Origin of the sequence: Mycobacterium sp. TY814, assembly GCF_030755175.1 — a bacterium.
Taxonomy (GTDB): Bacteria; Actinomycetota; Actinomycetes; order Mycobacteriales; family Mycobacteriaceae; genus Mycobacterium.
On the sequence record NZ_JAUFRY010000001.1, the window covers coordinates 171,661 to 193,983 of the forward strand.

25 protein-coding genes are annotated in these 22,323 nt (G+C 68.6%); 9 read left to right on the forward strand and 16 right to left on the reverse strand.

Translation table 11 applies throughout. The features are described from left to right. Position 1 precedes the first annotated feature (1 nt). Genes QXH22_RS00555 through hisD form a run of 6 tightly spaced genes read right to left on the reverse strand, consistent with a single transcriptional unit; the run spans position 2 to position 5,281 of the window. Positions 2-802: an inositol monophosphatase gene (locus QXH22_RS00555; protein WP_306240812.1), complete on the reverse strand. Its 801-nt coding sequence runs from the start codon at positions 800-802 to the stop codon at positions 2-4. A 4-nt stretch (positions 803-806) separates the two neighbouring features. Continuing rightward, a complete protein-coding gene (priA, locus tag QXH22_RS00560; protein WP_306240813.1) occupies positions 807-1,553 on the reverse strand; it encodes a bifunctional 1-(5-phosphoribosyl)-5-((5-phosphoribosylamino)methylideneamino)imidazole-4-carboxamide isomerase/phosphoribosylanthranilate isomerase PriA in 747 nt (248 codons plus the stop codon). A 2-nt stretch (positions 1,554-1,555) separates the two neighbouring features. Further along, positions 1,556-2,176, reverse strand: coding sequence for an imidazole glycerol phosphate synthase subunit HisH (gene hisH / locus QXH22_RS00565; RefSeq protein WP_306240814.1), 621 nt, complete (start codon positions 2,174-2,176; stop codon positions 1,556-1,558). Next, complete coding sequence (gene hisB / locus QXH22_RS00570; protein ID WP_306244235.1) at positions 2,173-2,805, reverse strand: imidazoleglycerol-phosphate dehydratase HisB; 633 nt, start codon at positions 2,803-2,805, stop codon at positions 2,173-2,175. Before hisB ends, hisH begins: the two co-directional genes overlap by 4 nt. Continuing rightward, positions 2,787-3,941, reverse strand: a complete 1,155-nt coding sequence (locus QXH22_RS00575; protein ID WP_306240815.1) for a histidinol-phosphate transaminase — start codon at positions 3,939-3,941, stop codon at positions 2,787-2,789. Before QXH22_RS00575 ends, hisB begins: the two co-directional genes overlap by 19 nt. Continuing rightward, positions 3,938-5,281, reverse strand: coding sequence for a histidinol dehydrogenase (hisD, locus tag QXH22_RS00580; protein WP_306240816.1), 1,344 nt, complete (start codon positions 5,279-5,281; stop codon positions 3,938-3,940). Before hisD ends, QXH22_RS00575 begins: the two co-directional genes overlap by 4 nt. 76 nt (positions 5,282-5,357) lie before the next feature. Between hisD and QXH22_RS00585 the strand changes: the two genes are divergently transcribed. After that, entirely contained in the window at positions 5,358-5,780 is a 423-nt protein-coding gene (locus tag QXH22_RS00585) for a nitroreductase family deazaflavin-dependent oxidoreductase (RefSeq protein ID WP_306240817.1), read from the forward strand. Between the two features lie 87 nt (positions 5,781-5,867). Here QXH22_RS00585 and QXH22_RS00590 read toward each other — a convergent pair whose 3' ends face one another. Continuing rightward, positions 5,868-6,896, reverse strand: a complete 1,029-nt coding sequence (locus QXH22_RS00590) for an alcohol dehydrogenase catalytic domain-containing protein (RefSeq protein WP_306274687.1) — start codon at positions 6,894-6,896, stop codon at positions 5,868-5,870. 40 nt (positions 6,897-6,936) lie between these two features. Here QXH22_RS00590 and QXH22_RS00595 point away from each other — a divergent pair, with 40 nt between their 5' ends. Both QXH22_RS00595 and QXH22_RS00600 read left to right on the forward strand, forming a co-directional pair. Continuing rightward, a complete protein-coding gene (locus QXH22_RS00595; RefSeq protein ID WP_306274688.1) occupies positions 6,937-7,503 on the forward strand; it encodes a TetR/AcrR family transcriptional regulator in 567 nt (188 codons plus the stop codon). A 9-nt stretch (positions 7,504-7,512) separates the two neighbouring features. Further along, complete coding sequence (locus QXH22_RS00600; protein ID WP_306240820.1) at positions 7,513-8,223, forward strand: trimeric intracellular cation channel family protein; 711 nt, start codon at positions 7,513-7,515, stop codon at positions 8,221-8,223. A 48-nt stretch (positions 8,224-8,271) separates the two neighbouring features. On the opposite strand, the gene nadC is transcribed toward QXH22_RS00600, so the two are convergent. The 3 genes from nadC to nadA are packed head-to-tail and all read right to left on the reverse strand — an operon-like array spanning position 8,272 to position 11,806. Next, a complete protein-coding gene (gene nadC / locus QXH22_RS00605) occupies positions 8,272-9,129 on the reverse strand; it encodes a carboxylating nicotinate-nucleotide diphosphorylase (protein WP_306274689.1) in 858 nt (285 codons plus the stop codon). Beyond that, entirely contained in the window at positions 9,129-10,706 is a 1,578-nt protein-coding gene (locus QXH22_RS00610) for an L-aspartate oxidase (protein ID WP_306274690.1), read from the reverse strand. The genes nadC and QXH22_RS00610 overlap by 1 nt, the downstream gene beginning before the upstream one ends. After that, positions 10,703-11,806 (reverse strand): quinolinate synthase NadA, encoded by a 1,104-nt coding sequence (nadA, locus tag QXH22_RS00615; RefSeq protein ID WP_306274691.1) that lies wholly within the window; start codon positions 11,804-11,806, stop codon positions 10,703-10,705. Before nadA ends, QXH22_RS00610 begins: the two co-directional genes overlap by 4 nt. Before the next feature lie 47 nt (positions 11,807-11,853). Here nadA and QXH22_RS00620 point away from each other — a divergent pair, with 47 nt between their 5' ends. Further along, entirely contained in the window at positions 11,854-12,558 is a 705-nt protein-coding gene (locus QXH22_RS00620) for an NUDIX domain-containing protein (protein ID WP_306274692.1), read from the forward strand. A 213-nt stretch (positions 12,559-12,771) separates the two neighbouring features. Beyond that, the gene (locus QXH22_RS00625; protein ID WP_306274693.1) at positions 12,772-14,112 is read left to right on the forward strand and encodes a lipase family protein; all 1,341 of its coding nucleotides are present in this window, start codon (positions 12,772-12,774) and stop codon (positions 14,110-14,112) included. On the opposite strand, the gene QXH22_RS00630 is transcribed toward QXH22_RS00625, so the two are convergent. From QXH22_RS00630 to bioB, 3 genes are read right to left on the reverse strand one after another with little or no spacing between them, the layout of a single operon-like run. Then, positions 14,109-14,774, reverse strand: a complete 666-nt coding sequence (locus QXH22_RS00630) for a DUF2567 domain-containing protein (RefSeq protein WP_306240829.1) — start codon at positions 14,772-14,774, stop codon at positions 14,109-14,111. The genes QXH22_RS00625 and QXH22_RS00630 overlap by 4 nt on opposite strands. Further along, a complete protein-coding gene (locus QXH22_RS00635; protein ID WP_306240830.1) occupies positions 14,771-14,998 on the reverse strand; it encodes a hypothetical protein in 228 nt (75 codons plus the stop codon). The genes QXH22_RS00630 and QXH22_RS00635 overlap by 4 nt, the downstream gene beginning before the upstream one ends. Positions 14,999-15,008: 10 nt before the next feature. Further along, positions 15,009-16,058 (reverse strand): biotin synthase BioB, encoded by a 1,050-nt coding sequence (gene bioB, locus QXH22_RS00640; RefSeq protein ID WP_306240831.1) that lies wholly within the window; start codon positions 16,056-16,058, stop codon positions 15,009-15,011. Between the two features lie 173 nt (positions 16,059-16,231). Between bioB and QXH22_RS00645 the strand changes: the two genes are divergently transcribed. The 4 genes from QXH22_RS00645 (at position 16,232) to QXH22_RS00660 (ending at position 19,986) form a co-directional block, all read left to right on the forward strand. Further along, positions 16,232-16,375 (forward strand): hypothetical protein, encoded by a 144-nt coding sequence (locus tag QXH22_RS00645; RefSeq protein WP_306240832.1) that lies wholly within the window; start codon positions 16,232-16,234, stop codon positions 16,373-16,375. Positions 16,376-16,488: 113 nt separating this feature from the next. Next, the gene (locus tag QXH22_RS00650) at positions 16,489-18,270 is read left to right on the forward strand and encodes a hypothetical protein (RefSeq protein WP_306275922.1); all 1,782 of its coding nucleotides are present in this window, start codon (positions 16,489-16,491) and stop codon (positions 18,268-18,270) included. Between the two features lie 4 nt (positions 18,271-18,274). Next, a complete protein-coding gene (locus QXH22_RS00655) occupies positions 18,275-18,652 on the forward strand; it encodes a hypothetical protein (protein ID WP_306240833.1) in 378 nt (125 codons plus the stop codon). Next, a complete protein-coding gene (locus QXH22_RS00660; protein ID WP_306240834.1) occupies positions 18,649-19,986 on the forward strand; it encodes a hypothetical protein in 1,338 nt (445 codons plus the stop codon). Before QXH22_RS00655 ends, QXH22_RS00660 begins: the two co-directional genes overlap by 4 nt. On the opposite strand, the gene QXH22_RS00665 is transcribed toward QXH22_RS00660, so the two are convergent. The 3 genes from QXH22_RS00665 to QXH22_RS00675 are packed head-to-tail and all read right to left on the reverse strand — an operon-like array spanning position 19,983 to position 22,317. Beyond that, a complete protein-coding gene (locus tag QXH22_RS00665; protein ID WP_306274694.1) occupies positions 19,983-20,501 on the reverse strand; it encodes a 2'-5' RNA ligase family protein in 519 nt (172 codons plus the stop codon). The genes QXH22_RS00660 and QXH22_RS00665 overlap by 4 nt on opposite strands. After that, a complete protein-coding gene (gene bioD / locus QXH22_RS00670) occupies positions 20,501-21,175 on the reverse strand; it encodes a dethiobiotin synthase (protein ID WP_306274695.1) in 675 nt (224 codons plus the stop codon). Before bioD ends, QXH22_RS00665 begins: the two co-directional genes overlap by 1 nt. Then, positions 21,172-22,317 (reverse strand): 8-amino-7-oxononanoate synthase, encoded by a 1,146-nt coding sequence (locus QXH22_RS00675; protein WP_306274696.1) that lies wholly within the window; start codon positions 22,315-22,317, stop codon positions 21,172-21,174. The genes bioD and QXH22_RS00675 overlap by 4 nt, the downstream gene beginning before the upstream one ends. Between the last annotated feature and the right edge of the window lie 6 nt (positions 22,318-22,323).

Sequence of the window (22,323 nt, forward strand, 5' to 3'; positions counted from 1 at the left end):
CTCAGTAATCCTCCGGTTGTCCCGTGCTGCGCAGGATTTCAAGTATCTCCGCATGCACCCCGGGCGCGGCTGCGAGCGCCGAGCGGGAGGCCGGGGTCCACTGCTCGCCCGCCAGGTCGGTGACGATGCCGCCCGCGGATCGCACCAGCGCCACTCCTGCGGCATGGTCCCACACATGACTGCCGAAACTTATTGCTCCACCCAGGATTCCGTCAGCGACGTAGGCCAGGTCCAGTCCGGTGGAGCCGTGCATGCGCAGTCGCGAGGACAGCCGGCTGAGGTTCTCCAGCACCGCCACCCGGTAGCGCCCCGGGAACCGGCCCCGCGAGTCCGCGCTGAACGACCCGGCTCCGACCAGTGCGTCAGCCAACTCGGCAGGTGCCAACTTCGGTTGCGGCTCACCGTTCTTCACCAGCGGACCACCGGCCACCGCGGTGTAGCGCTGGCCGGTGAAGGGCAGCCAGGTCAGCCCGGCCACGGGTTCGCCGTCACGCAGCAGCCCAAGCAGAATGCCCGCCATCGGAGACCCGGCGGCGTAGTTGAAGGTCCCGTCCACCGGGTCGAGCACCCACACCCACGGCGAGTCGACGTCGGCACCGCCGAATTCTTCGCCGTGCACCTCGATCCCCGTCTCGGTCACCAGGGCGTCGACGACCTGGCGCTCGATGGCCAGGTCGACCTCGGTGGCGAAGTCGTTGCCCTTCTTGCTGACCGCGGACTCTGCGCGGTGGCCCGCGAGGAACGGCTCAACGGCGTCGTCCAGGATGTCCGATGCTTGTTGGACAAGCACATCCAGATCCATGGCGCTACTCCCGCACCGCGTCCAGCGCCTGCGGCAGCGTGAACCGGCCGGCATAGAGCGCCTTGCCCACGATGGCCCCTTCAATCCCCCGGTCGGTCAGCGTCGCAATGGCGCGCAGGTCGTCCAGGCTGGACACCCCACCGGAGGCGATCACCGGCGCATCGGTGCGTTCAGCGACCCTGGCCAGCAGGTCGAGGTTGGGCCCGCCCAGCGTGCCGTCCTTGGTGACGTCGGTGACGACGTAGCGCGAACAGCCCTCGGAGTTCAGGCGGTCCAGCACCTCCCAGAGGTCGCCGCCGTCAGTTTCCCAGCCACGGCCGCGCAATCGGTGTGCGCCGCCCGAAACTCCCTGCAGAATCTGGACGTCCAGCCCCACGGCGACCTTGTCGCCGTGCTCGGCGATGGCCCGGGCACACCACTCGGGGTTTTCCAGCGCGGCCGTGCCCACGTTGACCCGGGCACACCCGGTGGCCAACGCGGCGGCCAGCGAATCGTCATCGCGGATGCCTCCGGACAGTTCGACCTGCACGTCGAGCTTGCCCACCACCTCGGCCAGCAGTTCACGATTGGACCCGCGCCCGAAGGCGGCGTCCAGATCCACCAGGTGGATCCAGTCGGTGCCGTCGCGCTGCCAGCCCAGCGCGGCGTCCAGCGCCGAGCCGTACTCGGTTTCACTACCCGCCTTGCCCTGTACCAGACGCACGGCGCGGCCCTCGACGACGTCGACGGCCGGCAACAGAATCAGCGACATGACTACAGCCCTTCAACCCAGTTGTGCAGGATCGCGGCGCCGGCATCACCGCTCTTCTCCGGGTGGAACTGGGTAGCGGACAGCGGACCGTCCTCCACCGCCGCCAGAAACGGCACCTGATGTGTCGCCCACGTCAACATCGCTTCGGGTGAACCTTCCCACCGCTGCGCGGCGTAGGAGTGTACGAAATAAAACCGGGTGTCGGCGCTCATGCCCTTGAACAGCACACTGTCCGGCGGGGCATCGACCACATTCCACCCCATGTGCGGGATGACGGGCGCATCCAGCCGGGTCACCGCTCCCGGCCACTGACCGCACCCCGTGGTTTCGACGCCGAACTCGACGCCGCGCGCGAACAGGATCTGCATGCCCACGCAAACGCCGAGCACCGGCCGTCCGCCGGCAACCCGCTCGGCGATGATCCGCTCGCCGCCGATCTTGCGCAGGCCGGTCATGCACGCCTCGAAGGCACCGACGCCGGGCACCACGAGTCCGTCTGCGGCCAGTGCCTTTTCGGCATCCGCGGTGACGTCGACGTCAGCACCCACCCGCTCCAGCGCACGTTGCGCGGAGCGCAGATTGCCGGAGCCGTAGTCGAGAACAACGACGGATTTGGAAGTCACAGAACACCTTTGGTGGACGGAACGCCGGACACCCGGGGGTCGGGCTCAACAGCCTGGCGCAGTGCCCGGGCCACCGCCTTGTACTGCGCTTCGGTGATGTGGTGCGGGTCGCGCCCGTACAGGACCCGTACGTGCAGCGCGATGCGGGCGTTGGAGGCCAGCGTCTCGAACACATGCCGGTTGATGACGGTGTGGTAGGGCACCGAATTGCCGGCGATAGTGGTGTGCTGCAGGTGATCCGGCTCCCCGGTGTGCACGCAGTAGGGCCGCCCGGAGACGTCGACGGCAGCATGCGCCAGCGTCTCGTCCATCGGGATGAACGCGTCGCCGAACCGGCGGATGCCCTTCTTGTCGCCCAGGGCCTGTCCGAGAGCGGTGCCCAGCACGATCGCGGTGTCTTCGATGGTGTGATGCGCTTCGATCTCCACGTCGCCCTTGGTGCGCACCATCAGGTCGAAGCTGGCGTGCGAGCCCAGGGCGGTGAGCATGTGGTCGTAGAACGGGACGCCGGTGTCGACGTCCACCTCGCCGGTGCCGTCGAGGTCGAGTTCGACGACGATGTCGGATTCACGGGTGCGACGTTCGATGCGCGCACGCCGGTTTGCGGTTGTCACGGTGCTCCTAAGAATTGTTCACGATCCGCGGCACCCGATGTGGCCGCGCCGGCTAGATCGGTGGTGGCGATCTGGGCGCTCACCTTCAGAAACGCGTCGTTCTCGTCGGCCATTCCGATGGTGGTGCGCAGATATCCGGGAATGCCGACGTCGCGGATCAGGACGCCGGCCTCCAGGTAATGCTGCCAGGCAGCCGGCGCGTCGGCGAATTCGCCGAACAGGACGAAGTTAGCGTCACTGGGGATAACCCGGAACCCCATGTGGGTCAATGCCGTTGACACCCGCTCCCGCTCGGCGATCAGGGTGGCGACGCTGGCCAGGGTGTCGTCGGCGTGCCGTAGCGCAGCCCGCGCTGCCGCCTGGGTGACCGACGACAGGTGGTACGGCAGCCGGACCAGCAGCATCGCGTCGACCAGGGCGGGAGTCGCGACCAGGTAGCCCAGTCGGCCGCCGGCGAAGGCGAACGCCTTGCTCATGGTGCGGGTGACGACGAGCTTGGTCGGATATTCCTCGACCAGGGTGATGGCGCTGGGCTGCGAGGAGAACTCTCCGTAGGCTTCGTCGACGATCACGATGCCCGGCGCCACGTCGAGCAGCCTGCGCAGGTCGGCCAGCGAAATACTCTGTCCCGAGGGGTTGTTCGGGCTGGCGATGAACACCACGTCAGGCTGGCGGTCCACCACGGCGGCGACGGCCCGGTCGACGTCGAGACTGAAGTCGTCCGCGCGGGCGGCTTCGAGCCACTGGGTACGTGTGCTGTCGGAGATGATCGGGTGCATCGAATACGACGGGACGAAACCGATGGCACTGCGTCCCGGCCCGCCGAATGCCTGCAGCAACTGTTGCAGAATCTCATTGGAACCGTTTGCGGCCCAGACGCTTTCGACGGCCACCGGCGTGCCGGTCTGGGCGCTGAGGTAAGCGGCCAGATCGGTGCGCAGCGCCACGGCGTCGCGGTCGGGGTAACGATGCAGATCGGCGGCGGCCTCCCTTACCGAGCGCACCACATCGTCGATCAGCGCCTGAGTGGGCGGGTGCGGGTTCTCGTTGGTATTGAGCCGCACGGGAACATCCAATTGCGGTGCGCCGTAAGGGGACTTGCCCCGCAGATCGTCGCGCAGCGGCAGGTCGTCAAGGGTGGGTCGAGTCACCGCTCGAACCTCCGGCGTACCGCCTCGCCGTGCGACGGCAGGTCTTCGGCCTTGGCCAGCGTGACGACGTGGCCGGAGACGTCTTTGAGCGCGGCCTCGGTGTAGTCGACGACGTGGATTCCCCGCAGGAAGGTCTGCACCGACAGGCCACTCGAGTGGCGGGCGCTGCCCGCGGTGGGCAGCACGTGGTTGGACCCGGCGCAGTAGTCGCCGAGGCTCACCGGTGCGTACGGTCCGACGAAAATGGCTCCGGCCGAACGGATCCGGGCCGCGACCTGTGCCGCGTCGGCGGTCTGGATCTCCAGGTGCTCGGCGGCATAGGCGTTGACCACCTTGACCGCGGCATCGAGGTCGTCGGTCAGGATGATCTTGGACTGCGGGCCGGACAGCGCAGTGGTCACGCGCTCGCGGTGCACGGTGGTCTGCAGCTGGGCGGTGAGTTCGGTGTCGGTGGCGTCGGCCAGCTCGGGGCTGGGGGTGACCAGGACGCTGGCCGCCATCTCGTCGTGTTCGGCCTGGCTGATCAGGTCGGCGGCCACGTGCGCGGGGTCGGCGGTGTGGTCGGCGAGGATGGCGATCTCGGTAGGGCCGGCTTCGGCGTCGATACCGACCTGGGAGCGGCACAGCCGCTTGGCGGCGGTGACGTAGATGTTGCCGGGTCCGGTGATCATGTCGACCGGGACGAGCTCGCCCCCGCCGGTGTCGGTGCCTCCGTAGGCCAGCAACGCCACCGCCTGTGCCCCACCAACCGCCCAGACCTCCTCGACACCCAGCAGCTTGGCCGCGGCCAGGATGGTCGGGTGCGGCAGCCCCCCGAAGGCCGCCTGGGGCGGGCTGGCGACCACCAGCGAGTCGACACCGGCCTCCTGGGCCGGCACCACATTCATCACCACACTGGACGGGTACACGGCATTGCCGCCCGGCACGTACAGGCCGACCCGTTCGACAGGGACCCAGCGTTCGGTGACGGTGGCACCCGGGCCGAGCGTGGTCGTCGTGTCGGCACGGCGCTGATCGGCGTGGACGGCGCGGGTCCGTTCGATCATCACCTGCAGCGCTTCCCGCACGTCGTCATCGAGGCCGGCCACTGCCGCTTCGAGCGCGCTGTCGGGCACCCGCACGGCCGCCGGCCGCACACCGTCGAACTCTTCGCCGTAATTCAGCGCCGCCACCGCCCCGCGCTCGGCCACCGCCTCGACGATCGGCCGCACCCTGGGCAGCACCGCTTCCACGTCGACGCCGCCACGTGGCAGCTCAGCCCGCAACCGCGCAGCGGTCAACTCCACGCCCCGCAAATCGATACGGGACAGTGGCGAAGGCGATGGGGTCACGTCGACCATTGTCCCAGAGCAGCTCAAGTCGATATTCGACCGGTACAGTGCGCGGGTAAATGCGCGGGTAAAGAAGGAGCCAGCCATGTCTGCAAGGGATCGACACCCCAACAACGCCCCCGGCGTCCCGATGATCTTCCCGGTGTGGTTCGAGAACATCCAGGTCAAGTACCTCAACCCGCTGATCAAGCCGATCGCCCGGTTCCTGCCCGGTACCGCAACCATCGAACACCGCGGCCGCAAGTCCGGTAAGGCCTACAAGACGGTCGTGACCACCTACCGCAAGGGCAATGTGCTGGCGATCGCATTGGGCCACGGCAAGACGGACTGGGTGAAGAACGTGCTGGCTGCCGGCCAGGCCGACGTGCACTATGCCCGCCAGACCGTGCACCTCACCAACACGCGCATCCTGCCTGCGGGCACCGACGGCCCAGAGGCCGAAGGTCTGCCCAAGATGGCGCGGGCGCAGTTGCGCCGGATGGCCGTTTTCGTCGGCGACATCGCCTGAATCACGGCGTCGAGTGTGCGCCTACCGCCCTCGGCGTGCGTCTTCCGAGGCGAAATGGCTGTTTCACCGCCGTAGTCGCACACTTGATCAGCTCCTGACGAAGACGGTCTTGCCCGTCATCTCGGCCCACCCCGCCGGTGCGTCCTCCCACGGCACCACACGGTCGACGGCCGGCGACAGGTCGCAGCCGTCAGCCAGCATCCCCAGTACCTGCGGGATGGCGGCGCGGGCGTTGACCCGGCCGGTGACGAACCGCACGCCACGGGTGTAAAGCGGCAACAGCGCCAGCTCGACGGTCGGTTGGTAGTAGATGCCGGTGTCGGTGCACACGCCGTCGGGCCAGGTCGCGCGCAGTGTGGCAGCCAGCAGCGCCGGGTCGGCCGAGGTGTTCACCGTCACGGGGTACGGATCCCATTGCTTAGCGGGCTTCACCCGGTCGTGCACCGCGGCGCCCAGTTTCTCGGCGGCCGACAAACGGTGCGGGTCGGTGTCGACGTAGTCGACGTGGGCTCCCAGGGCCGCGGCGAACGCCGCCGCATACAACCCGATCGAGGCCCGGCCGACCACCAGAACCCGGCGATCCACCGCATCGACAGCGCTGAGTTCTTCCGCGAACGGCGCCACCGTTCGCCACCCGTCGGGGATGTTGTCCGACAGGGACGCGATGGCCACGGGATCCACCCCGTCCGGCACCGGGATAAGCATGGCGTCGGCGTAGGGCACCAGCACCAGATCCGACATGAAACCACCGCCATCCAGACCCGCGATGGGTCCCATCCCGTACATCGCCAGCAGCGGCAGCGAGGCGCACGACCCGGTGACGCCACGACGACACTCGCGACAGGTTCCGCAGTTGATCTGAAACGGCACCACCACCCGGTCGCCCACCCGCACGCCGGACACCTCATCGCCGACCGCCACCACCTCGGCCAGCCCCTCATGCCCGACGGCATATCCCGGCGGCAGGGGCAACCGGCCCGCACAGACCGCCACGTCCAGGTCGCAGCACGCCACCGCCAATGGCCGGACCAGGGCCTGACCGGGGGCCGAAATTTGCAGGTCCGCGGCGTCCCGCCACTCGTAGCGACCCGGATCGACATGCATCAGTTGCCTCATTGCAACATTCTTGAGTGATTACTCAAGTAAAGTCAAGACCATGCCGAGACCCGACCGCAGCCGCACCGCGCTCGTCGACACCGCCGCCACCCTGTTCCGGCGCCAGGGCTACGCGGCGACCGGCCTGAGCCAGATCCTCGAAGTGGCGGGCGTCAAACCAGGGTCGCTGTATCACCACTTCCCGCAGGGCAAGCAGCAGCTCGCCGCGGCGGCCGTCGACACCACCGGCTCGGCCATCGAACAGCTGCTGCGCCAGCTGCTGTCCACCGACAGACCGGTCAGCGACATCGTCGACCGCTGGATCGACGTGCTGGCAGCCGGACTGGCCGGCGACCCCCGCGACGGCTGTCCCGTGGAACCACTGGCCACCGAGGCCGTGCACGGCAGTCCCGCGATACGCGACGCCGCCGCCCGTGCCTTCGCGGGATGGTGCGCGGCGATCACCGACCGGCTGCGCCGGGACGGCTGGCCGGCGGCCCGCGCCGAGCAGGCCGGGTTTGCGGTGATCTCGCTGATCGAGGGAGCGCTGATCCTCTCGCGCACCAGCGGAGACACGACCGCACTCAACGCCGCGAAGGCCGCGGCCAGGCTGCTGCTGACGGTTTAACGTATTGGCGTGACCGACACCGTTGGCGAATTCCTCCGGGTCATCGACCTGGCCGGAGTCTTCGGCAACGCCATCCTTGGCGGGATCGTGGCGCGCGAGATGCATCTGGATCCCATCGGATTCGCCGCGCTGGCCACGCTGTCGGGCCTGGGCGGCGGACTGATCCGCGATACGTTGCTGCAGCACGGCCCGCCGGTCGCACTGACCGACTACCTTTATGCGCTGGCGGTCATCGCGGGAGCGATCGTCGCGTTCCTGACGCCGGTGCACGACCGCGCGTGGGCGCTGGTGTTCCCGGTGGTCGACGCGCTGGCCCTGGGGTGCTGGGCAGCGGCCGGCGCCCAGAAGACCCTGCACGTCGGCCTGGGCTGGCTGCCCGCGGTTCTGCTCGGCACCATCACCGCGGTCGGTGGCGGCGCCCTGCGAGACCTGGCCGTGCGACGGACGCCGCAGATCTTCGGGGGCAATACCCTCTACGCCACGTGCGCGGCGGCCGCCAGTGTTGTGGCGGTGGCCTTCGACTACGTAGGCCGGGCGTCGGCGGGCATGGTGATCGCCACTTTGGTCGGCGCCGGCTTCGTCCTGCTGGCCCGCTGGCGTGGCTGGCAGCTCTGGACGGGACTGGACTGGGATTACGACATCCAGCGGTCACCGGGCAGGCTGCTCCCGCGGATCGCGGTCCGGGTCAACCGCCGGCCGGCGCCCCCACCCACGCCCTGATCGGGCGACGATGCGCGTCGGAACGGACGCGGGCGGTCGAGGTCGGGCCTACATGTCCAGGCCGACGTCCAGCACCCGTACCGAGTGGGTCAGTGCGCCCACGGCGAGGTAGTCCACCCCGGTCCCGGCATAGGTTTTCGCGGTGTCCAGGCTGAGCCCTCCGGAGGATTCCAGCAGCACATCGGGCGCGTGAGCGTCGCGGCGCTGCACCGCGATCTGGGTCTGCCACACCGGAAAGTTGTCCAGCAGGATCAACTCGGGCTGCTCCGGCAGCACTTCATCCAGCTGCTCGAGGGAGTCGACTTCGACCTCGCAGGACAACTCCGGTACGGCGGCACGCACCGCACGCAGCGCCGCCAACACCGATCCCGCGGCCGCGACGTGGTTGTCCTTGATCAGCGCCGCGTCACCCAGGCCCAGGCGGTGGTTCACGCCGCCACCCACGCGCACCGCGTACTTCTGCAGTGCCCGCAGTCCGGGCAGCGTCTTTCGGGTGTCACGGATCTTGGCCTTGGTGCCCTCCACGGCGTCCACCCACGCAGCGGTCGCCGTGGCGATGCCGGACAAGTGGCACACCAGGTTGAGCATGGTCCGCTCGGCCGTCAACAGGCCGCGTGTCTCGGCCCGCACGGTCAGCAGCGGCTCACCCGGCACCACCCGCGCGCCATCATCTACCCGGTGCAGCACCTGGTAACCGTCACTGCCGATCACCTCGTCGAGCGCCAGCAGCGCCACGTCCACTCCGGCGATCACGCCGGGCTCGCGCGGCACCATCGACGCCGTGGCGACGGCGCTCGCCGACACCGTTGCCAGGGTCGTGGCATCCGGCCCGTAGCGCAGGTCCTCGTCCAGGCCACGGCGAATGGTCGCTATCGCATCGGCCCGCTCGGCGGCATCCAGTTTCATCAGCCCACCGCCGCCAGGGTCTCCACCTGAACGGAGCTGCGGTCGGGGCCGAGCCGTACCAGCGCGCTGCGTCCCTGGTCAGTGGCGGCAGCCGGGGACTCGGCGCGGTGATGGCAACCCCTGCTCTCGGTGCGCGCCCGCGCAGCGGCCGTGACCGTGCGCGCGGCCAGCGTCAACGCCGCATCCTCGGCATCCTGCCGGCACGTCACGGTGCGCGTCGCGGCCGCGTTCAGCATGTCGGCCAACCGGTTCAGGCCCTCGGCGTCGCGTACCACCGAGGCGTCGCGGCTCATCGCGTGCTGCAGGTCGCTGCGCCGCAGCGAGGTGCGCGTGATCGGCTCGGCCGGCTGTGCGCACGGACGACCGGACGCCACCGCGTGGGCGGCTGCCCCCTGCCCGGCACGGCCACCGACAACCAGGCCTTCCAGCAGGCTGTTGGAGGCCAGCCGATTGGCGCCGTGCATTCCGGTGCGGGCCACCTCACCCGCCGCGTAGAGACCTGGCAGCTCCGTTTGGCCGTACACGTCGGTGACGATGCCGCCACAGCTGTAATGCGCTCCAGGGACGATCGGGATGGGCTGGCGGACCGGGTCGATGCCGGCTGCCCGGCACGCGGCCGTCACGGTCGGGAAGCGCGAGGCGAACTCGGCGATGCCGCGCGCGTCGAGGTAGGCGCACGGGTCGCCGGTGGCTTTCAGCCGCGCGTCGATGGCGGCCGCAACCACATCGCGCGGGGCCAGGTCGCCCATCGGGTGCAAACCGGCGGTGATCGAATTGCCTTGACTGTCAAGCAGTATCGCGCCCTCGCCGCGGATGGCCTCGGTGATCAGCGGACGCCGCCCCTGCGCACCGGGAATGAAGAGCATGGTCGGGTGGAACTGGATGAACTCCAGATCGCTGACCGCCAGGCCCGCCCACAGGGCCAGAGCGATGCCGTCGCCGGTGGATCCGTTCGGGTTGGTGGTCGCGCTGTAGAGATGTCCCAGACCGCCGGTGGCCAGGATCACCGAGGGTGCGCTGATGATGCCGGTACCGTCCGGACGGGCCACCGACAGGCCGGTCACGCCCGCATCGTCGTGCAGGACTTGCAGCGCGACATGGCCGCTGCGGATGTCCAGGGTCCGGGCGGCATGGTCGAGCGTGCGCTGCACCTCGGCTCCGGTGGCATCGCCACCGGCGTGCACCACCCGCCGACGGGAGTGGCCGCCTTCGCGGGTCACATCCCAGGTGCCGGGCACGGCTTCGTCGAATCGTGCTCCGTCCCCGACCAATTCGGTGACGGCGCGGTAGCCGTCGGCGACGATCGAGTACACCGCGTCCGGGTCGCACAGTCCCGCACCCGCCGTCAGCGTGTCACTGACGTGGGCATCGACGGAATCGTCGTTGTCGGGCAGCACGACGGCGATGCCGCCCTGGGCGTAATGGGTCGCGGTGACCCCACGTGTCTGCGCCGCCTTGTTCAGGACCACGACCCGGGCTCCCGCGCGGTGGGCGGCCAGCGCGGCGGCCAGGCCTGCCACGCCCATCCCCACGACGACGACATCGGCGCTGTCACGCCACACCGGCCGGGTGCTCATTCGCCACCGCCGGGCTGACCGATCGCGATCATCCGCTGCACACTGCGCCGGCCCGCCGCGGCGACATCCGGATCGACGTGGACTTCGTCGGCGCCTTCCACCAGGCAGCGCAGCAGCGCCGCCGGGGTGATCATCTTCATGTACTTGCACGACGCGCGGTCGTTGACCGCCTGGAAGTCGACCTCCGGTGCCGCCCTGCGCAATTGGTGCAGCATGCCGACCTCGGTGGCGACTAGTACCTTCTGCGCGCGGGTCTGGTGCGCGGCGTCGAGCATGCCGCCGGTGGACAGGATCTTGACCCGTTCGGCCGGGAAGGCCCCCTCGCCCGCAAGGTACAAAGCCGAAGTGGCGCAACCACATTCGGGATGCACGTACAGCTCGGCGTCAGGGTTGGCACGCGCCCGTTCGGCGAGCTCGTCGCCGTTGATGCCGGCGTGCACGTGGCATTCACCGGCCCACACGTGCAGGTTCTTGCGGCCGGTCACCCGCCGCACATGCGCGCCCAGGAACTGGTCCGGGCAGAACAGCACCTCACGGTCGGGGTCGATGGAGGCGACGACGTCGACGGCGTTCGAGGACGTGCAGCAGATGTCGGTGAGCGCCTTGACCTCGGCCGTGGTGTTGACGTAGGAGACGACCACGGCGTCGGGGTGCTCGGCCTTCCAGGCGCGCAGGTCGTCCGGCGTGATCGAGTCGGCCAGGGAGCATCCGGCCCGCTGATCCGGGATCAGCACGGTCTTGTCCGGGCTGAGGATCTTCGCCGTCTCGGCCATGAAGTGCACGCCACAGAACACGATGGTGTCCTCGGGCGCCTCGGCGGCGATCCGCGACAGCGCCAGCGAATCCCCTACGTGGTCGGCGACGTCTTGGATCGCGGGCAGCTGATAGTTGTGCGCCAGCACGGTGGCGCCGCGCAACCGTGCCAGCCGGCGGATCTCGGCAGCCCACTGCGCGTCGCCGTCGACCCCGGTATAGCCGGTGGGCGTGCTGATGATGCGGGCCGCGAGCTCATCACAGATGGCGCCGACCCCCAGCGCCCGGCTGCGCCGTGCTTGCGATCGCCGCTCCGCGAGCGTGTCCATGCGATTCAAAATCGTCATGGCGGCTCCTTTCGCACTCGGGAGGTTTTCGACTTACAATCGAAAACATGCCCAATGGTAGCACCGCCCACGAAGTGCTCGCCGTCGTGTTCCAGGTTGGGATGGTTACCGGCGGCTCACACAAGGGAAAACCCCAGTTGAACGTGCTGTTATGGCAGCGCGCCCAGGATCCGCAGCGCGGCGCGTGGTCGCTGCCCGGTGGACGGCTGCGCAACGACGAGGACATGACCACCTCGGTCCGCCGGCAGCTGGCCGAGAAGGTCGATCTGCGCGAACTGTCCCACCTCGAACAGCTCGCGGTGTTCTCCGATCCACAGCGGGTGCCGGGCGGGCGGATGATCGCCTCGACGTTCCTGGGGCTGGTGCCCTCCCCCGCGACACCCGAGTTACCCCCGGACACGCGCTGGCATCCAGTCAATGCGCTGCCACCGATGGCCTTTGACCACGGACCGATGGTGGCCCACGCGCGCACCCGCCTGGTCGCCAAGATGTCCTACACGAACATCGGATTTGCCTTGGCGCCAAAGGAATTCGCACTGTCCACGCTGCGCGACATTTACGGCGCGGCGCTGGGCTATCAGGTCGACGCGACCAATCTGCAGCGGGTGCTGGCCCGCCGCAAAGTCATCACCGCCACCGGGACCATCGCCCAGTCCGGCCGCAGCGGCGGGCGACCGGCCGCGCTCTACCGCTTCACCGACTCCCAACTGCGGGTCACCGACGAATTTGCTGCACTGAAGCCCCCCGGATAGGGCCGACAATGGATTGTGACGAGCGGCACCCGGCGCGGTTTTAGGCGTGTCGACGGTTTGTACAGTAGCTTGTATAAGAGAAGAATAAGGCGAATTAAGATACTGGTAAGAGGCGCTGGCCGCCACGCGCAGCCGGCGCCGCATTATGACTAGCCTGAACTCCGCCCTCATTCGGGATCGCTGGGCGCGACGAAGGCCACGAAGGGAGCCTTAATGGTCGAGCTCGCAAAGCTGGGAGGCGAAACCGGGGCGGAATGGATCGGGCGACCCCCGCATGAAGAGCTGCAGCGCAAGGTCCGCCCGCTGCTCCCGGCCGACGACCCGTTCTACCAGCCGCCCGCCGGCTTCCAGCACGCCGCGCCGGGGACCGTGCTGCGCTCCCGCGAGGTCGAACTGGCGTTCATGGGGCTGATCCCGCAGTCCATCACGGCGACGCAGTTGCTCTACCGGACCACGGACATGAACGGAAATCCTGAGGCGACGGTCACCACCGTCCTGCTCCCGAAGGAACCCGCCCCCGGCAAGACCATGCCGCTGCTGTCGTACCAGTGCGCCATCGACGCCATCTCGTCCCGGTGCTTTCCGTCCTACGCGCTGCGCCGCCGCGCCAAGGCGGTCGGCTCGCTGACCCAGCTGGAGCTGCTGCTGATCAGCGCGGCCGTCGCCGAAGGGTGGGCGGTGTCGGTGCCTGACCACGAGGGCGTGCGCGGGTTGTGGGGGACCCCGTACGAACCCGGCTACCGGGTCCTCGACGGTCTGCGGGCCGTGCTCAGTTCGGAACGGCTCGGTGTGCCCGCGTCGGCACCGATCGGGCTGTGGGGCTACTCCGGCGGCGGGCTGGCCAGCGCGTGGGCCGCGGAAATGTGCGGCCAGTACGCCCCTGAGCTCGACATCGTCGGTGCGGTGCTCGGATCGCCCGTCGGCAACCTCGGGAACACCTTCAAGCGACTCAACGGCAGTCTGCTCGCCGGCCTGCCCGCCATGGTCGTGGCCGCGCTGACGCACGCCTACCCCGACCTGGACGCCGTGATTAAGGAACACGCCAACGAAGACGGCCTGGCCATGCTCGAGAGCATGGAGCGGATGACGACCGCGCAGGCCGTCATCTCGATGGCCAAGAAGAACATGGCCGACTACCTGGACGAGCCACTGGACGACATCCTGGCCACCCCGGCGGTCGCGCATGTCTTCGACAGCACCACCCTGGGAGTCGCCGTGCCGACGCCGCCGGTGCTGATCGTGCAGGCCGTGCACGACTACCTCATCGGTGTCGACGACATCGACGCGCTGGCCGACGCCTACTCAGCTGGCGGCGCCGACGTCACCTACCACCGCGACGCCTTCAACGAGCACATGCTGCTGCACCCGTTGTCCTCACCGATGGCGTTGCGCTGGCTCATCGACCGGTTCGCCGGCCGGCCCATCACCGACAACCTCATCCGGACCACCTGGCCCACCATGTTCAACCCGATGACCTACGCCGGGATGGCACGTCTGGCCGTGATCGCGGCCAAGGTCATCACCGGCAGGAAGATCCACCGGCGTCCCCTCTAGGGGGCGACCGGTCCGGCAGGAACGGGCGGCACCACAGCAGGACGCGGGTCGACGGGCGGGTAACCGCCCAGGTCGTCGCGCACCGTCCCGGTTGCCGCGAGGGCATAGATCAGGGCCGCGGTCGCCGTCGGCGACAGCAGCGTGGCGGCGATCTGCAGCGGCAGGTGACCGAAGAAAACCGGTGGCGCCTGTCTGACATAGGTCACGTTGTGATCGCCTGACGCGAGCGCAACCGTGTCGAAATTCAGTGCGCCGTAACGAAACAGGACCAGGAGCGCGCCGACGCCCGCGGCGGCCGCCGCGGCCCCGATCAGCCCGACGGTCAGCGCGGCGACCATCTGCGGTCCCCGGTGGTCGCGCCACTGCCACACCGCCACGGCGCCGACCACCGCAAGCACGCCGAGCAGACCGAGCAACATGAACGGCGCCACGAAGAAGTTCTGCGATTCGCTGCCCAGGTAATCGTGCACCCGCTCACCCTTGCGGCTGACCGCGACCACGGCGTGGATCGGCGGGGCGATCCACGCCCAGAGCGCACCGACCAAGACACCGGCAGCACTCAGTGCCAGCACGACGGTGAGCAGCGCGCGATTGCGGGGCGTGCGCGGCCCCACCGGGCGATCCAGGGGTGGAGAAACGTCGGTTACCGCTTCCTCGGTCATCTCTGCGCCTCCAGATCTGCCGAGTCCACCTGGCCATGTCGGGAGCATCGTGCCCACCAGCCGTCGGGCCGGACCTGCACGATCATCCGTCGTCCGCATTCGGCGCAGAACCGGGGCGGCTCCAGCCCCAGTTGTGCTGCCGTGGGCGTGGCCGAGCCCGCCGGTTCCCCGGTGTAGACGTTGTAGACACCGGCTCCGACCGGAGCACCCAGATTTCCCGCCACGCTTCTCTTTCTACAAACTCGCGTTGAGCGCCTTGAGCGGCATCTGCAGGTCGTCGAGCAGCTCCAGATCGGCCTCGGCGGGGCGACCCAGCGTGGTGAGGTAGTTGCCGACGATCACGGCGTTGATTCCGCCCAGGATGCCCTGCTTGGCGCCCAGGTCGCCGAGGGTGATCTCCCGGCCGCCGGCGAAGCGCAGCATGGTCCGCGGCAACGCCAGCCGAAACGCTGCCACCGCCTTGAGAGCCTCGCTGGCCGGCAGCACCTCCAGGTCGCCGAACGGGGTGCCGGGGCGCGGGTTGAGGAAGTTCAGCGGCACCTCGTGCGGGTCCAGTTCGGCCAGCTCAGCGGCGAATTCCGCGCGCTGCTCCAGCGTCTCCCCCATGCCCAGGATCCCGCCGCAGCACACCTCCATGCCCGCTTCGCGCACCATCGACAGGGTTTGCCAGCGTTCTTCCCAGGTGTGCGTGGTGACCACGTTGGTGAAGAACGAGCGGGCCGTCTCCAGGTTGTGGTTGTAGCGGTGCACACCCATCGCCGCCAGCCGCTCCACCTGCTCGGCGTTGAGCATCCCCAGCGAGCAGGCGATGTGGATCTCGACCTCGTTGCGGATCGCTTCGATTCCGGCGGCGACCTGGGCGAGCAGCCGCTCGTCGGGTCCGCGCACCGCGGCCACGATGCAGAACTCAGTCGCACCGGACTTGGCCGTCTGCTTGGCCGCCTCGACCAGGCTGGGGACGTCCAGCCAGGCGCTGCGCACCGGGGACTGGAACAGGCCCGACTGTGAGCAGAAGTGGCAGTCCTCCGGGCAGCCGCCGGTTTTGAGGCTGATGATTCCCTCGACCTCGACCTCCGGGCCGCACCAGCGCATCCGCACCTCGTGGGCCAGTGCGAGCAGCTCTTCCAGCCGGGCATCGGGCAACTGCAGGACCTGCAGCACCTGGTCTTTGCTCAGTCCCTGGCCACCGTCGAGCACTTGCCGGCGGGCAACCGCGAGGATGTCGTCGCTGTCTTTGCCATCCTGGCCGGTGTCGCTGGTCGGTCGAGTTGGCGCTTGAGTCACCGGGTACTCCCCTGTTTGTTGATCGCGTCCGAGCACGGTCGGACCTGTTCGCGGCCGCGGCGTTCGTGGCAGCCGGAATGAAATGGTGTTCAGGTTAGGGTAGCGGGCGCCCGGTCGGCGGATGCCGTGCGGTTGCCGGGATACGACCGGTTCCGGGAGGGTATGGAAGCACCATGAGCAATCCGCCCGTCACCTACCTGGCCGACCACGGGATCTGGCTGGCCATACCGGCGTTTCTGCCGGCGCTGATCGTCGCGGGAGTGGTGCTGTACGTCGCAATGAAAAACCGGCGAAGCTCCGGCAAAAAGCAGGATTGACCTGCCCGTCTTTTGGGCATTACAGGTTCGTCCCAGTCAGCCGTGCGCAACGGGAGGCGATCGCGGTGATATTGACAGTTGTTGCGGAGGCACCGGCGGCCGGTGGAGCCGCCATCAACCAGGTAATCGGGCTTTCGGTCGCCGCGCTGGTCATCACGTTGATCATGCTGGCCATCGGGTATGCGCACCGCACCCGCCGGATTACGTGGCTGGGGCGGTTCGCCGACTGGCTCGGCGTCAAGTTCAAGCGCCCGTCGTGGGTGGCGCTACCGGTGCTGGTGTACACCTCGTCGATCATCTGCGCGCTGTTCGGTTTCATCTGGGACGTCAGCTGGCATATCGGCGAGGGCCGCGACCCGGGCCCACTGGCCAATCCGGCGCACTACTTCATCATTTTCGGCCTGTTCGGGATATTCCTGGCCGGCATGATCGCCATCGTGCTGCCGTTCGACGAGCCTGGCCCGGCGCCGGTGCGCATCACTGACAACTGGCATGCACCCGTCGGCGGCATCTTGATGGCGGGCTGCGGAATGTACGCCCTGTTCGGGTTCCCGCTCGATGACATCTGGCACCGCATCTTCGGCCAGGACGTCACGCTGTGGGGACCAACGCACCTGATGATGATCGGCGGCGCCGGGCTCTCGCTGTTCTCGGTGCTCATGCTCGAATACGAGGGCGGACGGGCGCTGCCGGATGCGCCGCCGGAGAAGCCGTTCGTGCGGTTCCTGCGCTATCTGTCCTGCGGCGGGCTGCTGATCGGCCTGTCCGTCTACCAGATCGAATACGACTTCGGCGTCCAGCAGTTCCGCCTGGCGTTTCACCCGATGATGATCGCCGGCGTGGCATCGCTGGCGCTGGTCGTGGCCCGCGTGACGCTGGGCAAGGGCGCGGCGATCATCGCGGCGCTGTTCGCCATCGCACTGCGTGGTGCGGTCGCATTCACCGTCGGCCCAATTTTGGGAGCTCCGATCAACTGGTTCCCGCTGTACCTCGGGCCGGCGCTGATCGTCGAGTTGCTCGCCCTCAGTCCCCTGTTCAAGCGCCCCATCGCCTTCGGCGCCGTCGCCGGTCTGCTGATCGGAACCGTCGGCCTCTGGCTGAGTTCACTGTGGGTGGGCGCGGTTTACCACTACCCATGGCCGACCAGCATGTGGGGCGAGGCCCTCGCGATGTCGGTGCCCGTGGCGGTGATGATGGGCCTCTGCGGCGCGCTGACCGGGATGGTGCTCACCGGGCAACCGCTGCCGCGTCGGGCGATCGGCATCGCCATTGTCGCGGCGACCGTCGTCGTAATCGGTGGCGCGGTGGCCAACGGGCTGCACATCGTCATCCCGAGCAAGAACACCGCGACCATCAAATTGACCGACCTGCCCAGCGAGCCCGGCAAGCAGATGGTGTCCGCGGACGTCCAGATCAATCCGCCTGACCTGATCAAGGACGAACCTGACTGGGTGTCGATCACGTCCTGGCAGGGCAAGATGGAGAACCAGCGTGGTCTGGTCATCGATCGGCTGCAGCGGGTCGGCCCGGGGCACTACCGCAGCACTCAACCCATCCCGGTCTGGGGCTCCTGGAAGACCCTGCTGCGCGTCCAGGACGGCTACACCATGACCGCCGTTCCGATCTACGCTCCGGCCGACGAGGCGATCCCCGCTCCCGAGATCCCTGCCCAGCCCGTGATCACCCGGCCGTTCGTCCTGGAGAACACGATCCTGCAGCGCGAACGCGACCCGAACGCCCCAGAGTGGCTCTTCACGGCCGGCTCGATACTGGTGCTGATTTTCACGCTGATGGTGATCGCGGCCCTGACCTGGGGTGCCGGACGGATCAACGGCGAGACCAGCAAACCCAAACGAGCGGAGGAAGAACGACACCCGCTCCCGCGGGCGGCATGAGTTGATGACTGCACGCATCTTCGCCGCTGCCTGGGCAGCCGTGGTGGCCTGCGCGCTGGTCGGCTGCGGTGGCAGTTCGCACCGTGACCATCAGACCAGTGGTGCGGTGGGTCCGGGCCTGACGATCGAGGTCACCATCGCCAACGGACAGGTGAACCCGACCAACGCCACGCTGCAAGCCAGGGTGAAAGAACAGATCACGCTGAAGATCACCAGCGACGTCACCGACGAGCTGCATGTTCATTCGGTGCCCGACCACAAGTTCGAGATCGCGGCGGCGCCCAACCAAACATTCCAGTTCTCCGTCGACGTGCCCGGCAATGTCGACGTCGAGCTGCACCACCTCAAGCGCACTATCGCCACCATCCAGATCCAGCCGTGACCACCGCCGGGGCGGTGCTGGCGCATGGCCTCGGCGGGTCGAACGATCTTCCGGTCCCCTACACCTTCGCGTTGATCGGTGCGGCGTGGGCCCTGACGTTCACATTCGCACTGGTTGCCCTGGCGTGGAAGAAGCCCCGGTTCGATCCGGCCAAGCCGGGACACGCCCTGCCCGACGCGGTCACCCGCTTGGTCGATGCCCGTGTCACCCGCTGGACGGTGGCGGCACTGGCGTTGCTGTTGGCAGTGTGGGTGCTGCTGGCCGGGCTGTTCGGCCCGCAGACGCAGGCCAACGGTCTCCTCGGGGCGTTCTACGTTGTGCTATGGGTCGGGTTGGTGGCTCTCTCATTGGTTTTCGGGCCGGTATGGCGGATGGTCTCGCCGGTCCGCACGGTGTACGTCATGCTGCGGCGGTGCCTGCCGGAGCGGCTGGGACGGGCGCGGTTCGCCTATCCGGAGAGCTGGGGTTACCGTCCTGCCGCGCTGGGGCTGTTCGCGTTTGTCTGGATGGAGTTGGCCAGCCCCGACTCGGCGTCGGTGTTCGCCGTGAAGATCTGGTTGCTGGTTTACACCGTCGTTCTCCTGGTGGGCGCCTGGCTATGCGGTCAGCGCTGGCTGGCCCGGGCCGACCCGTTCGGCGTCTACAGCATGGCGGTGTCCCGGTTGTCGCCTTTTCGGCGTGATGCCGGCACCGGAAAGATCGTCGTCGGCAACCCGTTCGACCATCTGCCGTCGCTGCCGGTGCGGCCGGGCGTCGTGGTGGTACTGGCGGTGCTGCTGGGCTCCACGGCGTTCGACAGCTTCTCCGCATCGCCGACATGGCGCAACTTCTCCGACGGGGTGGCACGGGAGGCATCCGGGGTGCCGGAGACGCTGACGTCGTCGGCGCTGCGCACCGCCGGCCTGATCGTCTTCATTTCCGTTGTAGCACTGACATTTTCGCTTGCAGCTCGGGCCACCGGCGGAGTGGATGCCGAGCAGCGTCGGGCGTTGCCCGGCCAGATGGCGCACTCGCTGATCCCCATCGTGGTCGGCTACATTTTCGCGCACTACCTCACATACCTGGTGGAGCGTGGCCAGCAGGCCGTGATCGCGCTGGCCGACCCGCTCAGCCGTGACTGGCAGGTCGCCTACATCCTGTCGATGCACCCCGCCGTGCTGTCCACCATCAAAGTGACCTGCGTAGTTACCGGGCACATCGTGGCGGTCATAGCCGCGCACGACAAGGCTTTGCGGTTGCTGCCATCGGCACATCAGCTGACCGGGCAGCTCACCATGATGCTGGTGATGGTCGGCTACACCTTCATGGGCTTATATCTGTTGTTCGGCGGTTAGCCGAGACTGAATTCGACGCGCTCGTCACCGTCCCAGCGGCGGAGTCCGGCGAAGCGGCCCTCGAACTGCGCCGGCCGGCCCGCAACGGCCAGTGCCGAACCGAGATGCGCGGCGTCCATGCGCCGGGCCAGGGTCACATGTGCCGTCCACTGCCCCGGCAGGCTGTTCGCCATCGGCTCGGGGATCAGATGTGGGCCGCACAGCCGATGTACTTCGGCGTGCAGATCCAGCAACTCTCGTGACGGCACGATCAGCCGGGTGAACACGACGTTGGCCCGGCCGAACAACACCGGTGCGCCGATGGTGCAGCGCAACGGCAACTGCTGCGCCACCGGAACCAGCAATTCGTCGACGGCCGGGTCGATGCGCTGGGCGACCGCAACCGTCACGTGCGGACGGCCGGGCGGGACGCGGATGGGCAGCCCCGCCTTCTTCAACGCGCCGACGTCGTCCCACATCCGACGCAACTCGGCCTCGGTGTCAGAGTCGAAGAGCAGCTCGATCGAATGCGCCATCAGGACACCACCGACCTCACCCAGTCGCCGTCGAACGCGGCCGCACTCATCGCCGCAAAGCCGGCGGCCGTGCCGGCGCCCTCTGGCAGCGCGGCGCGCACCGGCGCCAGTCGGTTCAACTCCGGGCGGTTCGAACGCTCCACCGCTCCGGGTTGCGCCGGCCAACTGCCGATCACCAATCCGGCACACGGAACGTCATGTGTTGCAAGCGCTTCCAGTGTCAGCGCGGTGTGGTTGAGGGTCCCCAGACCGGCTCTGGTCACGACGAGCACGGGGGCCTCGAGGTCCGCCGCGAGATCACGCAGTGTGACGCCGCCGGCGGCGAGTTCCACCAGTAATCCGCCGGCACCCTCTACCAAGGTCAACCGGCCCGGTCGGTCCATGCCGCGGATCAGTGCCACCATCTCGTCGCGAGCCGGCAGCGACGTCCCGGCCTGCTCGGCAGCCGCCGCCGGAGACATGGGTAGCGGGTAGCGCGCCAAGCCCGCGAGTTCGGTCACACCGGCCAGGCGCCGCACCTCGGCCAGGTCGTCGTCGCCATCGGCGGTGCCGGTCTGGGCGGGCTTGCAAACAGCCACATCGATGCCCAGTTGACGGGCGCAGGACGCCAGCGCGGCGGTGGCGACCGTCTTCCCGACGCCGGTGTCGGTGCCGGTGACGACCAGGACCGTCAACGGCGGGCGCCGGACAGCACGTCGGCGAACACCCGCCGGGCCAGGTCGAGTTCGTCGGCGCTCAGCGAGGCCCGCGCGGTCAGGCGAAGGCGGGAGGTCCCGGCGGGTACGGTCGGCGGCCGGAAGCAACCCACCTTGACGCCCGCCTCCAGGCATGCCGTGGCCGCGGCCAGCGCGACCTCGGGATCACCCAGGATGACCGACACGACCGCCGACTGCGGAACCTCGGCGACACCACACGCCTGGGCCAGCGTGTCGGCATGGCTGAGTACCGCCGCCGGCCGCCACGGCTCGGAAATGAGCAGACGCAGCGCCGCCAGTGCGGCGCCCACCGCGGCGGGCGCCAGGCCGGTGTCGAAGATGAATGGTCGTGCCGCGTCGATCAGGTGGGCGCGCACCTCGGCCGGGCCGAGTACCACCCCGCCCTGACTCCCGAGCGCCTTCGACAGGGTGGTGGTGACCACCACGTCGGGCGCTCCGGCCAGCCCAGCCTCGTGCAGCAGGCCGCGGCCGCCGCCCCGCACGCCGAGTCCATGAGCCTCGTCGACGATCAGCAGCGCGCGGTGTCGCCGGCACACGTCGTGCAGTTCGCGCAGCGGCGCCAATGAGCCGTCGGCGCTGAACACCGAGTCGGTGACGACCACGGCGCGCTCTTCGTCGCGGGCGGCCAAAGCCGACTCCACCGCGCCGACATCGCGATTGGGCGTCACCACCACCCGAGCCCGGGACAGCCGGCAGGCGTCGACCAGGGATGCGTGCGAGTAGGCATCGGACACCAGCAACGAGCCCGGACCGGACAGGCTGACCACCGCACCCAGGTTGGCGGTGTAACCCGAGGAGAAAACCAGCCCGGCGGCGGCACCGACATACTCGGCGAGTTCGGCCTCGAACTGCGCGTGCAGTTCGGTGTCGCCGGTGACCAGCCGGGAACCCGTGGCCCCGGCACCCCACACCCGCAGCGCCTGGACGCCGCCTTCGATGACGTCGGGATGCTGAGACAAGCCCAGGTAGTCATTCGAGGCCAGGTCGAGTTCGGTGCTCACCGGCGGACGAGGCCGCAGGGATCGGCGCAAACCGGCCTGACGGCGCTGGATCTCCACCGCTTCCAGCCAGGCCAGCGGGGACGTCTCGGTTGACTTCATCGCTGA

Bases quoted from the DNA above. Each gene is read 5' to 3' on its own strand.
- QXH22_RS00620 (WP_306274692.1), top strand. From the start codon at position 11,854: ATGCCCAATGGTAGCACCGCCCACGAAGTGCTCGCCGTCGTGTTCCAG.
- QXH22_RS00610 (WP_306274690.1), bottom strand. From the start codon at position 10,706: ATGAGCACCCGGCCGGTGTGGCGTGACAGCGCCGATGTCGTCGTCGTG.
- QXH22_RS00625 (WP_306274693.1), top strand. From the start codon at position 12,772: ATGGTCGAGCTCGCAAAGCTGGGAGGCGAAACCGGGGCGGAATGGATC.
- priA (WP_306240813.1), bottom strand. From the start codon at position 1,553: ATGTCGCTGATTCTGTTGCCGGCCGTCGACGTCGTCGAGGGCCGCGCC.
- QXH22_RS00585 (WP_306240817.1), top strand. From the start codon at position 5,358: ATGTCTGCAAGGGATCGACACCCCAACAACGCCCCCGGCGTCCCGATG.
- nadC (WP_306274689.1), bottom strand. From the start codon at position 9,129: ATGAAACTGGATGCCGCCGAGCGGGCCGATGCGATAGCGACCATTCGC.
- QXH22_RS00675 (WP_306274696.1), bottom strand. From the start codon at position 22,317: ATGAAGTCAACCGAGACGTCCCCGCTGGCCTGGCTGGAAGCGGTGGAG.
- QXH22_RS00665 (WP_306274694.1), bottom strand. From the start codon at position 20,501: ATGGCGCATTCGATCGAGCTGCTCTTCGACTCTGACACCGAGGCCGAG.
- hisD (WP_306240816.1), bottom strand. From the start codon at position 5,281: ATGGTCGACGTGACCCCATCGCCTTCGCCACTGTCCCGTATCGATTTG.
- QXH22_RS00595 (WP_306274688.1), top strand. From the start codon at position 6,937: ATGCCGAGACCCGACCGCAGCCGCACCGCGCTCGTCGACACCGCCGCC.
- QXH22_RS00645 (WP_306240832.1), top strand. From the start codon at position 16,232: ATGAGCAATCCGCCCGTCACCTACCTGGCCGACCACGGGATCTGGCTG.
- QXH22_RS00555 (WP_306240812.1), bottom strand. From the start codon at position 802: ATGGATCTGGATGTGCTTGTCCAACAAGCATCGGACATCCTGGACGAC.
- QXH22_RS00655 (WP_306240833.1), top strand. From the start codon at position 18,275: ATGACTGCACGCATCTTCGCCGCTGCCTGGGCAGCCGTGGTGGCCTGC.
- QXH22_RS00630 (WP_306240829.1), bottom strand. From the start codon at position 14,774: ATGACCGAGGAAGCGGTAACCGACGTTTCTCCACCCCTGGATCGCCCG.
- nadA (WP_306274691.1), bottom strand. From the start codon at position 11,806: ATGACGATTTTGAATCGCATGGACACGCTCGCGGAGCGGCGATCGCAA.
- QXH22_RS00590 (WP_306274687.1), bottom strand. From the start codon at position 6,896: ATGAGGCAACTGATGCATGTCGATCCGGGTCGCTACGAGTGGCGGGAC.